This window comes from Nocardioides piscis (assembly GCF_011300215.1).
Taxonomy (GTDB): domain Bacteria; phylum Actinomycetota; class Actinomycetes; order Propionibacteriales; family Nocardioidaceae; genus Nocardioides; species Nocardioides piscis.
This window is the reverse complement of record NZ_CP049866.1, coordinates 3,744,316-3,759,617: the sequence shown is the minus strand read 5'-3', so window position 1 is coordinate 3,759,617 and position 15,302 is coordinate 3,744,316. Positions and strand designations below refer to the sequence as shown.

Annotated in this window: 14 protein-coding genes and 2 pseudogenes; 10 read left to right on the top strand and 6 right to left on the bottom strand. The window is 69.2% G+C overall.

From position 1 onward, the window contains the following. The 5 genes and pseudogenes from G7071_RS18465 to ettA all read left to right on the top strand — a co-directional run bounded on the left by G7071_RS18465 (nt 1) and on the right by ettA (nt 5,923). Complete coding sequence (locus tag G7071_RS18465; RefSeq protein WP_246210201.1) at nt 1–1,749, top strand: dynamin family protein; 1,749 nt, start codon at nt 1–3, stop codon at nt 1,747–1,749. Nucleotides 1,750–1,946: 197 nt separating this feature from the next. Further along, nucleotides 1,947–2,696 carry a YfjP family GTPase gene (locus G7071_RS19525; protein ID WP_246210190.1) on the top strand — a complete coding sequence of 250 codons (750 nt, stop codon included), beginning with the start codon at nt 1,947–1,949 and terminating at the stop codon, nt 2,694–2,696. Beyond that, nucleotides 2,681–3,412 carry a hypothetical protein gene (locus G7071_RS19520; RefSeq protein WP_246210188.1) on the top strand — a complete coding sequence of 244 codons (732 nt, stop codon included), beginning with the start codon at nt 2,681–2,683 and terminating at the stop codon, nt 3,410–3,412. The genes G7071_RS19525 and G7071_RS19520 overlap by 16 nt, the downstream gene beginning before the upstream one ends. 93 nt (nt 3,413–3,505) lie before the next feature. After that, nucleotides 3,506–4,072, top strand: a complete 567-nt coding sequence (locus G7071_RS18455) for a single-stranded DNA-binding protein (protein ID WP_166320810.1) — start codon at nt 3,506–3,508, stop codon at nt 4,070–4,072. Between the two features lie 169 nt (nt 4,073–4,241). Then, a pseudogene (gene ettA, locus G7071_RS18450) lies at nt 4,242–5,923 on the top strand (energy-dependent translational throttle protein EttA). Nucleotides 5,924–5,950: 27 nt separating this feature from the next. On the opposite strand, the gene G7071_RS18445 reads toward ettA, so the two are convergent. The 3 genes from G7071_RS18445 to G7071_RS18435 form a co-directional block, all read right to left on the bottom strand. Further along, nucleotides 5,951–6,442, bottom strand: coding sequence for a MarR family winged helix-turn-helix transcriptional regulator (locus G7071_RS18445; protein ID WP_166320809.1), 492 nt, complete (start codon nt 6,440–6,442; stop codon nt 5,951–5,953). Between the two features lie 154 nt (nt 6,443–6,596). Continuing rightward, the gene (locus G7071_RS18440; protein ID WP_166320808.1) at nt 6,597–7,814 is read right to left on the bottom strand and encodes an acetyl-CoA C-acetyltransferase; all 1,218 of its coding nucleotides are present in this window, start codon (nt 7,812–7,814) and stop codon (nt 6,597–6,599) included. 78 nt (nt 7,815–7,892) lie between these two features. Next, the gene (locus G7071_RS18435; protein WP_166320807.1) at nt 7,893–8,504 is read right to left on the bottom strand and encodes a TetR/AcrR family transcriptional regulator; all 612 of its coding nucleotides are present in this window, start codon (nt 8,502–8,504) and stop codon (nt 7,893–7,895) included. A 163-nt stretch (nt 8,505–8,667) separates the two neighbouring features. On the opposite strand from G7071_RS18435, the gene G7071_RS18430 reads away from it, so the two are divergent. Together G7071_RS18430 and G7071_RS18425 are read left to right on the top strand one after the other, a co-directional pair. Further along, the gene (locus tag G7071_RS18430; RefSeq protein ID WP_166320806.1) at nt 8,668–8,841 is read left to right on the top strand and encodes a hypothetical protein; all 174 of its coding nucleotides are present in this window, start codon (nt 8,668–8,670) and stop codon (nt 8,839–8,841) included. Between the two features lie 65 nt (nt 8,842–8,906). Beyond that, a complete protein-coding gene (locus G7071_RS18425) occupies nt 8,907–9,746 on the top strand; it encodes an acyl-CoA thioesterase (protein ID WP_206062849.1) in 840 nt (279 codons plus the stop codon). Between the two features lie 9 nt (nt 9,747–9,755). Here G7071_RS18425 and G7071_RS18420 read toward each other — a convergent pair whose 3' ends face one another. Continuing rightward, nucleotides 9,756–10,130, bottom strand: a complete 375-nt coding sequence (locus G7071_RS18420) for a globin (protein WP_166320804.1) — start codon at nt 10,128–10,130, stop codon at nt 9,756–9,758. 93 nt (nt 10,131–10,223) lie between these two features. Between G7071_RS18420 and G7071_RS18415 the strand changes: the two genes are divergently transcribed. Continuing rightward, the gene (locus G7071_RS18415) at nt 10,224–10,646 is read left to right on the top strand and encodes an OsmC family protein (RefSeq protein WP_166320803.1); all 423 of its coding nucleotides are present in this window, start codon (nt 10,224–10,226) and stop codon (nt 10,644–10,646) included. 206 nt (nt 10,647–10,852) lie between these two features. On the opposite strand, the pseudogene G7071_RS19515 reads toward G7071_RS18415, so the two are convergent. Next, nucleotides 10,853–11,353, bottom strand: a pseudogene (locus tag G7071_RS19515) (mechanosensitive ion channel family protein); the annotation flags it as partial. 498 nt (nt 11,354–11,851) lie between these two features. Here G7071_RS19515 and G7071_RS18405 point away from each other — a divergent pair. Together G7071_RS18405 and G7071_RS18400 are read left to right on the top strand one after the other, a co-directional pair. Continuing rightward, a complete protein-coding gene (locus tag G7071_RS18405) occupies nt 11,852–12,226 on the top strand; it encodes a hypothetical protein (RefSeq protein ID WP_166320802.1) in 375 nt (124 codons plus the stop codon). Beyond that, nucleotides 12,213–12,596 (top strand): DUF5130 family protein, encoded by a 384-nt coding sequence (locus G7071_RS18400; RefSeq protein WP_166320801.1) that lies wholly within the window; start codon nt 12,213–12,215, stop codon nt 12,594–12,596. Before G7071_RS18405 ends, G7071_RS18400 begins: the two co-directional genes overlap by 14 nt. 27 nt (nt 12,597–12,623) lie before the next feature. Here the strand turns inward: G7071_RS18400 and pepN are convergent, their stop codons facing one another. Beyond that, entirely contained in the window at nt 12,624–15,170 is a 2,547-nt protein-coding gene (gene pepN / locus G7071_RS18395; RefSeq protein ID WP_166320800.1) for an aminopeptidase N, read from the bottom strand. Nucleotides 15,171–15,302: the final 132 nt, after the last annotated feature.

Sequence of the window (15,302 nt, the reverse complement as noted above, 5' to 3'; positions counted from 1 at the left end):
GTGTCACAGACCGACGCCGACTCGACGCAGATGCTCACCGCGCTCCTGCGCATGCGCAGCGCCCTGCAGGACGTCCGGCTCCCGCTCGAGCTCCCGGGCGCACCCGAGCAGCGCGACGCCCAGCAGGAGATGGTCGACCAGCTCGAGGACTACGTCATCCCGCGACTGATGACCATCGACGCGCCGTTGCTGACCGTGGTCGGTGGCTCGACCGGTGCAGGCAAGTCCACGCTGGTCAACTCGCTGGTGGGGCGTCGGGTGACCCAGCCGGGCCTGTTGCGCCCGACCACGCGCTCGCCGGTGCTGGTCCACAACCCCGAAGACGCGATGTGGTTCAAGCAGGACCGGCTGTTGCCCGAGCTCGAGCGGGTCGACCGCGCGACCAACGACCCCGAGGCGCTGCAGCTGGTCGCCTCGGACACGGTCCCGCCCGGTCTCGCGATCCTCGACGCCCCCGACATCGACTCGGTCGAGGAACGCAACCGCACCCTGGCTGCCCAGCTCCTCGCCGCGGCCGACCTGTGGCTGTTCGTCACCTCCGCCGCCCGCTATGCCGACCAGGTGCCGTGGGACTTCCTGCGCAAGGCCGCCGACCGCTCGGCTGCGGTGGCGATCGTGCTCGACCGCACCGCCCCCGAGGCCGTCGAGACCGTCTCCACCCACCTGGCCCGCATGCTGGCGAGCCGCGGGCTCAAGGACTCGCCGCTCTTCGTCGTCGTCGAGGGCCAGGTCGACGACGAGGGGCTCTTGCCGCCAGAGTCGGTCGCGGCGATCCGTGGCTGGCTGGAGTCGCTGGCGGCGGACGCCGAGGCGCGCACCGCGGTGGTGAAGCAGACCCTCGAGGGGGCGGTCCGGACCCTCGCCCGGCGCACCCACTTCGTGGCGGACGCCGCCACCGAGCAGATCGATGCCGTACGCCGACTCCGAGACGACGCCAACAAGTCCTATGACCAGGCGGCAGCCCAGATCGCCGAGGCCTCGGCCGACGGCACGCTCCTGCGTGGCGAGGTGCTTGCCCGCTGGCAGGAGTTCGTCGGGACGGGGGAGCTGCTGCGTTCGCTGGAGACGCGGGTCGGTTGGCTGCGTGACCGGGTTGTCAATGCCCTCAAGGGCAAGCCCCAGCAGGCCGAGCGGGTCACCGTCGCGGTCGAGTCGGGTCTCGAGACGCTGATCCTCGAGCACGCCGAGGCCGCGGCCGAGCGCACTGAGGCCTCATGGCGCTCGATCGCGTCGGGCCAGATCCTGCTGGCCGACGCGGGTGAGGACCTCGGTCGGGCCTCACGTGACTTCCGCCGCCGGGCCGAACGCGCCGTACGCGACTGGCAGTCCGACGTCCTCGACATGGTGCGCAGCGAAGGGGCCGACAAGCGGTCGACCGCCCGCTTCCTGGCCTTCGGCGTCAACGGCCTCTCCGTGGCGCTGATGGTGGTGGTCTTCGCCCACACCGCCGGGGTGACCGGTGCCGAGGCGGGCATCGCCGGTGGTTCGGCGGTGCTCGGCCAGAAGCTGTTGGAAGCGGTCTTCGGCGACCAGGCGGTCCGCACCCTGGCCGAGCGCGCCCGCCAGGACCTGGAGTCGAAGGTCTCCGAGCTCCTCGACACCGAGCGACGTCGCTATCTCGACCTCCTCGACAGCCTCGAGATCTCGCCCCAGGCCCCGGAGAACCTGCGCAACGCCTCGCGCCGCGTCGACGACCTGCGGTTCGCCGCCAAGGGTGGCGCACCCAAGGACGGTCGCCCGGATGCATAGGGTGATCCCATGACGTCGCTGCTCGAAGGGCCAAGAAGCTGGTCTCCCGCACCTCTGAGATCGGGACGCGCGTCCAGGGCCTGGAGGAAGCGGTCGAGCACGCGCAGGGGCGACTCGACGACGACGTCGTCTCCGAGGCCCGTGCAGTCGTCGATCGGGCGGCCGGGCGCCTCAAGCTCTCTGCTGAGCACACCGTGGTGGCACTGGCCGGCGCGACCGGGTCGGGGAAGTCGTCGACCTTCAACGCGCTGACCGAGCTGGAGCTGTCGGCGGTGGGCGTCCGCCGTCCGACGACCTCCTGGGCGACGGCGTGCGTGTTCGGTCGCGAGGGTGCCGAGGAGCTGCTCGAGTGGCTCGGCATCCCGGCTCGCCACCAGGTCACCCGCGACTCGATGCTCTCCACGGGCAAGGAGGACACAGCGCTGCAGGGTGTGGTGCTGCTGGACCTTCCCGACCACGACTCGACCGAGGTGACCCACCACCTGGAGGTCGATCGGCTCGTGCGGCTGGCCGACATGTTCGTCTGGGTGCTCGACCCGCAGAAATACGCCGACGCCGCCATCCACGACCGCTACCTCGCGCCCCTCGCATCGCACAAGGACGTGATGCTGGTCGTCCTCAACCATCTCGACACGGTCCCCGAAGCGCGACGAGAAGGCATGCTCGACGACGTCCGCCGGCTGCTCGAGGCCGACGGACTCGCCGGGGTGCCGGTGCTGGGCGTCAGTGCGCGTCACGGCTGGGGGATCCCGGAGCTGCGCAAGCAGATCGCCAAGCGAGTCGCGGAGAAGAAGGCCACCAGGAGCCGGCTCGCGGCCGACGTCCGCGCCGCCGCTGAGCGGATCCAGTCGGCGTCCGGAACCGCCCCGGTGCCGTCCATGTCGCGTGAGCGGGTCGCGGCTCTCAACGACGCCTTCGCTGACGCCGGGGCGTGCCCACCGTCGTGAAGGCCGTGGAGGACTCGACCCGGATCCGGGCCAACCGCGCCACTGGCTGGCCGGTCACCGCCTGGCTGTCCAAGCTCAAGCCCGACCCGCTCAAGCGACTCCACCTCGACCTCGGCGCCGCCGGCAAGCAGCTCACCGGCACCGCCCGCACCTCGGTGCCGAAGGCCTCTGGGGTCCAGCGCGCGCGGGTCGACACCGAGGTGCGCGCTTTTGCCGACCATCTCTCCGACGACCTGGCCCAGCCGTGGGCGACGGCCGTCCGTCGTGCTTCCACGTCGCGGTTGACCGACCTCGGTGACCGCCTCGACCGGGCTGTCGCCTCGACCGACCTCGGCGCCGAGCGGATCCCGGTGTGGGCCGGGCTGGTGCGGGTCCTGCAGTGGCTGCTGATCATGGCTGCCATCGTGGGCGGGCTGTGGCTGGCGTTGCTGGCGTTCGGCTCCTACGCCCGCCTGCCCGAACCCCCGACCCCCGAGGTCTGGGGGTTCGCTCTGCCGACCCTGCTGTTCCTCGGCGGGATCCTGCTCGGGATCCTGCTCGCCCTCGTCTGCCGGGTGCTGGTCGGCCTGACGGCGCGTCGGCGCGCGGCTGCCGCCAACAAGAGGCTGCGAGCGGCGATCGCCGAGGTCTCCGGCGAGCTGGTCATCGAGCCGATCGAGACCGAGCTGTCGGCATACGCCTCGATGCGCAGCGCTCTCGCGGTCGCCCTCAAGTAGCCCCTGGCCGGCCCGGCCGGGCCGCTGCGCGTCCACAGCCGCAGCCGCCACCCGGCCGTCCACAGCCGGCCCACGCGGGTGCGATCGCTGTCCGTGGGTCGCCGCACTCTGGGTGCCGAGGGCGGGCACGCCGTCCTCGACATCGAGGAAGGCACTTTGATGAACGACACCTACATCACCCTCACCGGCTGGGTCGGCTCCGAAGTCTCCCTGCGGGAGGTGACCGGCGGGGCCTGCGTGGCGACCTTCCGCGTGGCCAGCACGAGCCGCAGGTTCCGCAACAACGAGTGGTCCGACGGCACCACGACCTGGTATCAGGTCAAGGCCTGGCGCAAGCTCGCGGAGCATGTCGCCGCCTCGATCAACCGCGGAGAGCCCGTCGTGGTCCACGGGCGCCTCGAGGCCGACGTGTGGAAGAAGGAGGACGGCAGCGTGAGCACCCAGCTCGTGGTCACGGCGACCTCGGTGGGCCACGACCTCACCCACGGCACCGGGGCCTTCACCCGCCAGGTTCGTGGGGAGTCGGGTCAGGCGCAGCCCGGACAGCTGGGCCAGGAGCCGGTCTCCTCCGACCCGTGGATGGCGCCGCTGAGCCAGTCACCTGCCTTCGCCCAGGACGCGCCCACGCCTCGTCCTGCTGCCGAGGTGGACGCGGCCTGAGACCCGATCAGCTCGCCGGACGGGAGCACGAGACGGCGGCCCGTGTCGGTCACCCGGTGAACGCCACGGATCGCCGTCTCGAGGGCAGGCCTGCTTGTGGCGAGCGCCATGTGCGCCTCGGAGTCCGCCGGTTCTCTACGCGGTCGCCCTGACCCGTAGGCTCGGGGACATGGCTGAATACGTCTTTACCCTGCGCAACGTGCGCAAGGCCCACGGTGACAAGGTCGTCCTCGACAACGTCACCCTCTCCTTCCTGCACGGTGCGAAGATCGGGGTGGTCGGTCCCAACGGGACCGGCAAGTCCTCCCTGCTCAAGATCATGGCCGGGCTCGACCACGCCAACAACGGCGACGCGATCCTCGACCCGGACGCGACCGTCGGCATGCTGCAGCAGGAGCCCCCGCTGAGCGAGGGCAAGACCGTCCTCGAGAACGTCGAGGAGGCCGTCGGCGAGATCAAGGGCAAGCTCGACCGCTACAACGAGATCTCCGAGCTGATGGCAGATCCCGACGCCGACTTCGACACGTTGCTGGCCGAGATGGGCGACCTGCAGACCGACCTCGACCACGCCAGCGCCTGGGACCTCGACAGCCGGCTCGACCAGGCCATGGACGCCCTGCGCTGCCCCCGCCTGACGCCCTCGTCGACAACCTCTCCGGTGGGGAGCGGCGGCGGGTGGCGCTCTGCAAGCTGCTGCTGCAGCAGCCCAGCCTGCTCCTGCTCGACGAGCCCACCAACCACCTCGACGCCGAGTCGGTGCAGTGGCTCGAGGGCCACCTGGCGACCTATCCGGGGGCCGTCCTGGCCATCACTCACGACCGCTACTTCCTCGACAACGTCGCCGAGTGGATCCTCGAGCTCGACCGGGGCAAGGCCCACCCCTACGAGGGCAACTACTCCACCTACCTCGAGACGAAGAAGGACCGACTCAAGATCGAGGGGCAGAAGGACGCGAAGCGCGCCAAGATGCTCGAGAAGGAGCTGGAGTGGGTCCGCTCCAACGCCAAGGCTCGCCAGACGAAGTCGAAGTCGCGCCTGGCCCGTTATGAGGAGATGGCGGCCGAGGCCGACAAGGCCCGCAAGATCGACACGGCCGACATCAACATCCCGCCGGGCCCGCGCCTGGGCGACGTGGTCCTGGAGGGACGCAAGCTCGTCAAGGGCTTCGAGGGTCGCACCCTGTGGAACGACATCTCCTTCACGCTGCCGCGAGCCGGCATCGTGGGAATCGTCGGCCCCAACGGCGTCGGCAAGACCACGCTCTTCCGGATGATCACCGGCGACGAGCAGCCCGACTCCGGCGAGCTGCTCGTGGGACAGACGGTCAAGCTGTCGTACGTCGACCAGAGCCGCGGCGGCATCGACCCCAACAAGAACGTCTGGGAGGTCGTCTCCGACGGACTCGACTTCATCAAGGTCGCCAACTTCGAGATGAACTCTCGTGCCTATGTCGCCTCGTTCGGCTTCAAGGGGCCGGACCAGCAGAAGAAGGCAGGGGTGCTCTCAGGTGGTGAGCGCAACCGCCTCAACCTCGCGCTGACCCTCAAGCAGGGGGGCAACGTGCTCCTCCTCGACGAGCCCACCAACGACCTGGACGTCGAGACGCTCTCCGCGCTGGAGGACGCGCTCCTCGACTATCCCGGCTGCGCCATCGTGACTTCGCACGACCGGTGGTTCCTGGACCGTGTCGCGACGCACATCCTGGCGTGGGAGGGCGACGAGGAGGACCCCGCCAAGTGGTTCTGGTTCGAGGGCAACTTCGCCTCCTACGAGGAGAACAAGATCGAGCGCCTCGGCGCCGAGGCGGCCAGGCCGCACCGCGTCACCCACCGGCGGCTCACCCGCGACTGACGAGAGCCGCTGGCCGGTGCGAGCCGGTCAGCGGATCTCCATCTCCGGGTGCCCCGAGATGAGCTCGTCGGCGACGGCGTCCATGACGCGGCCCAACGCGACGAAGTCGTCGTCGGCGGCGACGTCGACAAGGTAGGAGCGGACGCCCTCGACGTGCATCGGCGCGGCCTTCTCCAGGAGCTCCAGCCCGGCGTCGGTCATCGTCGCGACGATCCCGCGCCCGTCCTCGGGCGTGGCCGCACGGACGACCCAGCCGGCGCGTTCCATCCGGGCGATGGTGTGCGTGACGCGACTGCGCGAGTGGGCCAGCGCGTCGGCGAGCTGCGCCATACGCAGGCTGCGGCCCTCACGCTCGGAGAGGCGGACCAGGATCTCGTACTCGGTGAGCGAGATGTTGAAGTTGCGCCGAAGGTCGTCGTCGAGACGGTCCATCAACAGGGTGGTCCCGATGACGAGGGCGCGCCAGGAGCGCTGCTGGACCTCATCGAGCCAACGTGGATCCCGAGACGCATCATTCATGTTCTTGTTTTCTCCCTCTTACGCCGTCCCCACGGCGTTCTGTACCCCTGAGGGTAGCCACCGGCGGTGACAACCGCAGGTGTTCTGGTCGACGTGGCAACGGCCGACGTGAGCAGTGTGCTCGCGCCGGCCGTTGCGTGGAGTCAGCCGGCGGTCAGCTCAGCCGCTCCATGATGAGCGCCATGCCCTGGCCGCCACCCACACACATGGTGATCAGGCCGGTGGACTTGTCGTGCCACTCGAGTGAGTTGAGCAGGGTGTTCTGCAGGCGGGCGCCGGTCATCCCGAACGGGTGCCCGACCGCGATCGCGCCGCCGTTGACGTTGAGCCGGTCGAGGTCGATGCCCAGGTCCTGGTAGGAGGGGACGACCTGCGCGGCGAAGGCCTCGTTGATCTCGACCAGGTCGATGTCGCCGATGGACATGTTGGCGTTGGCCAGGGCCCGCTTGGTCGCCTCGACCGGGCCGAGGCCCATGATCTCGGGCGAGAGACCGGAGACGCCGGTGGAGATGATGCGTGCCAGCGGCTTCAGGCCGAGCTCGGCGGCCTTGGTGTCCGACATCAGCACGACTGCTGCGGCCCCGTCGTTGAGGGCGCAGCAGTTGCCGGCCGTCACGACGCCATCGGGCCGGAACACGGGCTGGAGGCCGGCGAGGCTCTCATAGGTCACCCCGGCACGCGGACCGTCATCGGCCGAGACGACCGTGCCGTCCGGAGTGGTGACCGGCGTGATCTCGCGGGCCCAGAAGCCGTCCGCGATCGCCTTCTCGGCGAGGTTCTGCGAGCGGACGCCGAACTCGTCGAGCTCCTTGCGGTCGAGCCCGCGCAGCCGGGCGACGTTCTCCGCCGTCTGGCCCATCGCGATGTAGGCGTCGGGGAGGAGACCGTCCTCACGCGGGTCGTGCCAGTCCTGGCCGCCTTCGGCGAGCTTGGCCGTCCGGGCAGCCGCGTCGTCGAAGACCGTGTTGCGGGTGTCGGGGATGTGGTCCGACGTGCCCTTGGCGAAGCGCGAGACCGTCTCGACCCCGGCCGAGATGAACACGTCGCCCTCGCCTGCCTTGATGGCGTGGAACGCCATCCGGGTGGTCTGGACCGAGGAGGCGCAGTAGCGGGTGATCGTCGCGCCGGGGACCTCGTCCATGTCGTTGAGGACGTTGACGATCCGGCCCATGTTGTTGCCCATCTCGCCGCCGGGCAGTCCGCAGCCGAGGTAGAGGTCGTCCACGGTGCGCGGGTCGAGGCTGGGGATCTTGTCGAGTGCAGCCTTGACGATCAGGGCGCTCAGCTCGTCGGGTCGGAAGTCCTTGAGGGACCCCTTGTTCGCGCGGCCGATGGGGGAGCGGGCTGCAGAAACGATCACTGCCTCGGGCATGGAATCTCCGAATCTCGAAAGCTGGTGGGATGCATCGCACCCTAGTGCCACCTCTGCGGGCAGCGAACGTGTCCTTCCTCATGCTCCGGGTGCAGCGGGATCGCCGTCGGCGTCGTTGGTCAACGACCGGACGAGGAGGTCGAGCCCGTCGGCGACGAACTGCTTCCTCTGTGCCCCGGGTCGGAGAAGTGCTGTGATCAGCAACCCGTCGACGGCGGCGACGATGATCGCCGGGACGGCACCGGCGTGCGGCTGCCCGCTGCGGGCCAGGATGCCTGCCACGACATCGGTCAGGCCGGCACGGAGGTCGCTCACCTGGGTGGCCAGGGTCTCGTCACGGGTCGCTGCCAGCGTGATCTCCAGGCGGGCCTTGAGCCGGTCCGGCGAGTCCAGCCAGCGCTGAAGGGTGTCGACGGTCGCGGCGATGGCTGGTTCCGGTTCGCCGTGATCGGCCAGACCGGCGGCCAGCTTCTCCACGTCGGCCGTGATGGCGCTGAGGACGTGCGTCGCCAACGCCGCCCGGAGGGCTTGTCGGGAACGGTAGTAGGCGGAGCTGGACCCCTCGGGAAGGCCTGCCTCACGATCGATCGCGCGGTGCGTCAGGCCGCGCCAGCCGTGCTGCGCGAGGACCGTGACGGCGGCGTCGAGGATCTCGCGCCGGCGGGCTGAGAGGTCGTTGGGAGGAGGCAAGTCGGTGGTGCTCCTCGTTCTTGGCTTGCGCCTGGACGCAATGGCTGGAGAGGGACTCGGGTGAGGTGACCGAGGACACTACTCACCCCGCTTGGTCCCTAGGGGTGGAGCGAGTATCTTCTACATATGTAGAAATTCTACAGCCGTAGAAAGGTGGATCGCCATGACTCTCGACTTCCTCATCCCCTTCGCCATCGCCGTCCTCGTGGTCGCCGGGGTCACCGCCCTGCTGACGGTGGGCGCGGCCGCGGAGTTCCTCGCCCGGCACCGCCCGATCCGGATGGCACGCCACGAGTCGATCCCTGCCTACTACGGCGGTCTGATCGGCGTTCGCTGACTGCTGTCGCTGAGGTGGCGCCCGCCTGAGACCATCGAGCGGTGCGCCACCTCTATCAGTGCCCCATGCGTTGGGCCGACCTCGACCTGCTGGGACACGTCAACAACGTCGTCTACGTCGACTACCTCCAGGAGGCGCGCGTCGACATGATGCGCTCCCACGGCCCCGCGATCCGCGACGAGGCCGGTGACGGTCTGGCCGAGGGCGTCGTCGTCGTGCGGCACGAGGTGAGCTACCAGGCCCCGCTGAACTTCCGGCTCCGCCCGATCAGCATCGAGTGCTGGGTGACCGAGATCCGGGCTGCCAGCTTCACCATGGCCTACGAGGTCTTCGACGAGACTCCCGAGGGCCGAGTGGTCCACCTCCGGGCGAGCACCGTGCTGACGCCATACGTCTTCGCCAACGAACGACCGCGACGCCTCACCCCGTCCGAGAAGCAGGCCCTGGCCGTCTTCAAGGAAGAGCCGCTGCCACAGTCGGCGAAGATTCCCCCGGTGGACCCATGGGATCCCGGCCACTACGCACTGCAGGTCCGGTTCTCCGACGTCGACGTCTATGGACACGTCAACAACGTCAAGTACTTCGAGTACCTGCAGGAGGCGCGGGTGCCGATGATGAGCCGGGTGGCTCGCGACCTGCCCGGCGTCGAGGCCCTCCACGTCGTGGTGGCGCAGACCGACGTCGACTACAGACGGCCGATCCTGTTGCGCGCGGCGCCCTACGACATCCACTCCAGGATCACGCACGTGGGCCGGAAGTCCTTCACGATCGCCTCGGAGATCCGTGACGGCGACGAGCTGCTGGCCAGGGCGCGGGTCGTGCTGGTCTGCTTCGACTCCGCGACGCAGCGCTCGGTGGAGCCGCCGCCCGCCTACAGGGACGCCATGATGGCGGTCGTCGCCTGACGCCTTCGCTCAGTCGAGCGTGTTCACCATGAACTGGGCCGCGTGGGTGACATAGGCCCAGAACTGTGCGTCCTGCTCCGGCGTGAGGTCGGCCCCGTCGAGGCCGGCGCGGAAGTGGACGAGCCACCGCTGGGCGGACTCCTCGGTGACGGCGAACGGGGCGTGGCGCATCCGCAGCCGCGGATGACCCCGTGAGTCGGAGTATGTCGACGGGCCACCCCAGTACTGCATCAGGAACAGCGCGAAGCGGTCCTCCGCCGGCCCGAGATCCTCCTCGGGATAGAGCGGTCGCAGGACGGGGTCGTCGGCCACGCCCTTGTAGAACGTGTGCACGATCTGGCGAATCTTCGCCTCGCCGCCGATCTCGTCGTAGAAGGTGCTCACGCCTCCATTGTGGCTGGGACCCGGAGGGACAGGAAAACGGGGCGTGGAAGACTCGATCACCGACCATCTGTTCCCACTGCTCAAGGAGCCTCCATGCCCACCACCCGTACCGCAAGCACCCACTGGGAAGGCACCCTCTTCGAGGGTGCAGGCAAGGTCACCCTCGACTCCTCAGGCCTCGGCACCTATGACGTCTCATGGCCCGCGCGGACCGAGGAGCCCAGCGGCAAGACCAGCCCCGAGGAGCTCATCGCGGCCGCGCACTCGTCGTGCTTCTCGATGGCGTTCTCCAACGGCCTCGCCAAGAACGACACCCCGGCGACCTCGCTCGACACCAGTGCGGACGTCGACTTCACGCCGGGCACCGGCATCACCGGCATCAAGCTCACCGTGCGCGGAGTCGTGGAGGGCATCGACAACGACAAGTTCGTCGAGCTGGCCGAGGCCGCCAAGGCGGGCTGCCCCGTCTCACAGGCCCTGTCCGTCGACATCACCCTCGACGCAGCCCTGGCCTGACGAGATCCTCGCCGGGGGTCCGGCTCAGGCCGGACCCTCGGCCCGGGCCGGACCCTTCGCCGGGGGCTGGTCGTCCTGCTGCTCGGGGCCGAGGGGACGGGTTGCTCCCGGGCGTCTCGCATCCACACGACCCGCTGGGCGAACGGCATCTCGATTCCCTCGTGGTCGAAGCGGGCCTTGATCCGTTGGCGCATCTCGCGTGCGACGGCCCACTGCTCGAGCGGAGCTGTCTTGAGCGCCACCCGCACGACCACCGCGTCGGGCCCGAGGTCCTGGACGCCCCACACGGACGGCTCCTCGATCACCCGGCCCTTGAAGTCGTCGTCGTCCCACAGGTCGTGGGCGACGTCGGTCAGCACGCGCTGCACCCGGGCGATGTCCTCGCCGTAGGCGACGCTGATGTCGAGCACCGTGCGCGCCCAGTTCTGGCTCATGTTGCCGACGCGGAGGATCTCGCCGTTGCGCACATACCAGACGGTGCCGTTGACGTCCCGGAGCCGGGTGACGCGCAGGCTCACGGCCTCGACGGTCCCCACGGCTTCGCCGAGGTCGACCTCGTCGCCGACGCCGTACTGGTCCTCGAAGATCATGAAGATCCCGGAGAGGAAGTCCGAGACCAGGCTCTGCGCACCGAAGCCGATCGCCAGGCCCAGGATGCCGGCACTGGCGATGATGGGGGCGATGTTCACGCCGATCTCGCTGAGCATCATCGTCACGACGACCGCCAGCACGATGCCGGTCACGACGCTCTTCAGCAGCGTCCCCATCGTCTGTGCACGCTGGACCCGTCGGGTCGTCCCTGCCGCCTCATGCAGGTTGAGGGCTGTCCCGACCTTTCCGCCGGTGACTGCGCGACTCAGGCGGTCGGGCAGCATCCCGTGCTCGGCACGCTTGACCAGACGATCGATGATCCTGTGCAGGACCCACCTGATCGCAAGTCCGAGCAGCGCGAGCCCCAGCAGGGCGCTCGGCTTGCCCACCAGCCAGTCGGCGAGGTTGGCCAAGGTGGCGTTGTCGGTCTCGGTGTGGACCCATTCGCAGATGTCTTCGCCTTCTGCGCAGGACTCGGAGAGCGAAAGCATGCCCGCCAGTATGTCGATTGGGTGCCCGAACCCAAGTCGTCGACCTCGTGCGGCGCGCCGGTGTGAGCGATCCGACCCCGACCGGCGGGTGGAGCCGGCCGTCGTTGCCGATATCGTGTGCGGGTGACCACGCCCGCGCGCTCAAACCTCAGCCTCGTCACTGCCCGGTCCCTCGTCCGCGCCAGTCTCCCGCTGGCCGTTCTGGGCGCGGTGCAGCTCGCCACTCCGGCGCACGCCGACCCCGCCGAGGGCTGGAGCGATGCCCCTGGCAGTGTCGACATGCTCGACGCCTTGCTCCTGCTGGCCGGTGTGCCGCTGCTGCTCTTCGTCCTGATCGCCATGGCGGTCTACCTCCCGGCCCTGGTCCGGGGCGAGAAGCTCACCCCGGCCGGTGGCCCGCAGGACCAGTGGCTGGGCGGGCCCCGCTCAGGCACCAAGGAGCTCGCCGCGAGCGAGAGCACGACCAGCGAGACTGGCGGAGCCCGTGGCAGCTGGTGAGCTGAGCTCACGCGACCTGGCGGAGCTGGACAAGACGATCCGCGCCGCCGAGCAGTCCTGCCGCTTCGAGTTCTCGGTCTTCGTCGGCACTGCCGAGGACGACTCGCGTGCTCACGCCACGCGCCTGCACTCGTCACTCGTGGCGCCGACCCGGAGCATCCTCGTCATGGTGGACCCCCGAGCGCGGCTGATCCAGGTCGTCACCGGCAACGATGTGCGCCGCCACCTGACCGATCGCGAGGTCGAGCTGTCGATCTTTGCGATGCAGTCGCACTTCGCCGCCGACGACCTCGTCGGGGGTCTCAAGCACGGCGTCGCGATGCTGGCCGAGCACGCCCGCCCCCAGCACACCCTGCACGCCGGCGTCTGACGCCGGACGAGACCGGCGACAGGGCTGTCAGCCCTGCGCGTCGCGCTCCTGCGCGGCCAGGGCCCGGGCGATGTCTGCACGCGCCTCGGCCACGTAGCGCTGGGCTCCCTTGGGGGCGGAGTTGTCGGCCAGCCACTGGTCGAGGCGCGCGACCACCTCGGAGGAGCCCACGGCTATGGGGAAGCCGTACTCCAGCACCACCGAGGCCTTGTGGAACCCGAGGTCGTCGATCACCGTCTCGGCGGCTGCCAGGAACTTCTCGACGTATGGCGCCACGACCTCGTCCTGGTCGCTGCGGAAGATCGACAGGACCATCTCGCGCGACGTCTCGTTGGGGGTGGCGGGGTCGAGGATCGCTGACCAGCCGGCCGCCTTGGCCTCGGCCGTCGGTCGGGCGACGCGGGCCGCGGCAGCCTTCTCCTTGCCCTCGATGGTGTTGTCGCGGGCCAGCTCGGCGTCGATCTCCGCAGCGCCGAAGCGGCCAGCGCGAGCCAGGGACGTCACCAGGCCCCAGCGCAGGTCCTGGTCGACAGCCAGTCCGTCCACCACCAACGAGCCGTCCAGGAGCGCTGCCAGGTCGTCCAGGGCCCCTTCGCTGTGCGCAGCACCGAAGAAGGTGCGGGCAAACGTGAGCTGGTGGTCGCTGCCCGGCTCGGCGTCGAGGAAGAGCTGGCGTACGCCTTGCTCCCACTCCGACTTCAGCGTGCCGCGGGTCGCGGGGGCGGAGTAGCGGTGGACTGCGGATGCAGCCAGCCCCGGGATCCGGCTCAGGCCCCACGAGTCCGTCTCGGAGCCGATGTTGGCGAGCACGAGCCGCACCCAGTCGGTGGCCGTCATCTCGGCGTCGCGGGTCATGTCCCAGGCGGCGCCCCACACCAGGGCGCGGGCCAGTGAGTCGTCGAGCTTGGAGAGGTTGCCCATCACTGTGGCGAGCGAACGCTCGTCGAGCCTGATCTTGGCGTAGGCGTGGTCCTCGTCGTTGAGGAGGAGCAGCGCAGGCTGGGCTTCGCCCACGAGGGCATCGACCGCGGTGAAGGCGCCGTCCACGTCCACCTCGAGGTAGTCGCGTCGGACGAGGGTGCCGTTGTCGTCATTGTCGTAGAGGCCGATGCCGAGACGGTGTCGACGCAGGGTCGGCCAGTCGGGGTGCGCCGTCTGGGCGACCGAGAACGAGGCGTAGTTGCCGTCGGCGTCGAGCTCGAAGACGGGAGCGAGGGTGTTGACGCCCGCGGTCTGGAGCCATTCCTGGGCCCAGCTGTGGAGCTCGCGCCCCGACGACTTCTCGAGTGCGCTCAGCAGGTCGGAGAACTCGGTGTTGCCGAAGGCGTGGTCCTTGAAGTATTGGCGGATGCCCTCCACGAACGCATCGAGTCCCACCCACGCGACGAGCTGCTTGAGCACCGACGCGCCCTTGGCGTAGGTGATCATGTCGAAGTTGACCTCGACCGCGTGCAGGTCGACGTTGTCGGCCGCGATCGGGTGCGTCGAGGGCAGCTGGTCCGCGCGATAGCCGGTCTGCTTGCGGGCGTTGGCGAAACCCGTCCACGCGTCGGTGAACTCGGTGGCCTCGGCCTCGCACCAGTAGCAGGCCCACTCGGCGAACGACTCGTTGAGCCACAGGTCGTCCCACCACTTCATCGTGACGAGGTCGCCGAACCACATGTGGGCCATCTCGTGGGTGATGACCGAGGCCCGGAACTCGAAGAAGGACCGGGGCTGTCGTGAGCGGGGGAGGTATTCGTCGCGCAGTGTCACGCAGCCCGCGTTCTCCATCGCCCCCATGTTGTACTCGGGGACGTAGAGCTGGTCGTACTTGTGGAAGGGGTAGGGGTAGTCGAACTTCTCCTCGAAGAAGGCGAAGCTCTGCTTGGTCAGCTCGACGAGCGCGTCGGTGTCCATGTGCTCGACCAGCGACTGCCGGCAGTAGTGGCCCAGCGGGATGGTGCCGAACTTGCCCTTGTACGTGTCGAGGACCTCGTGGTACTCGCCGGCCACGACTGCGGTGATGTAGGTCGACATCCGCTCGGTGACCGGGAAGTTCCACACGGCCTTGCCATCGCCGAGGTCGTGCGGCTCGGGGGTGGGGGACGTCGAGACGACCCGCCAGTGACTGGGGGCCGTGACGTTGAAGGTGAAGACCGACTTGAGGTCGGGCTGCTCGAAGGTGGTGAACACGCGGCGCGCGTCCGGCACCTCGAACTGGCTGTAGAGGTAGACGCGGTCGTCGGCGGGGTCGACGAAGCGGTGCAGGCCCTCGCCCGTGTTGGAGTAGGGGCAGTCGGCGGTGACGACCAGTGTGTTGTCGGCCTGCAGGTCGTCGAGGACGATGCGGCTGTCGCTGTAGACGGCCGCCGGGTCGAGCTGGCGGTCGTTGAGCGTGATCGCGCGGACCTCGGCGCCGTCGAGGTCCGCGAAGGTGCTGGCGCCGACCTCCCGGCTGCTGAACGCGAGGGTGGTGGTGGACGTGAAGGTCTCCGCACCCGTGGTCAGGTCCAGGTCGATGGTGTACGACGTGACGTCCAGGAGCGAGGCGCGGGTGGCGGCTTCGTCCCGGGTGAGGTTGGTTCCAGGCATGGGCGCATCCAATCACCCGCCGTGGCCGCGGTCATATCCGAGCAGTTCTCCCCAGTTTGGCAACAGATGTAACGCGCGGTGACAACTTCGTTGACACCAAATGCAAAACCGGTCACATTGAGCCCCGACACA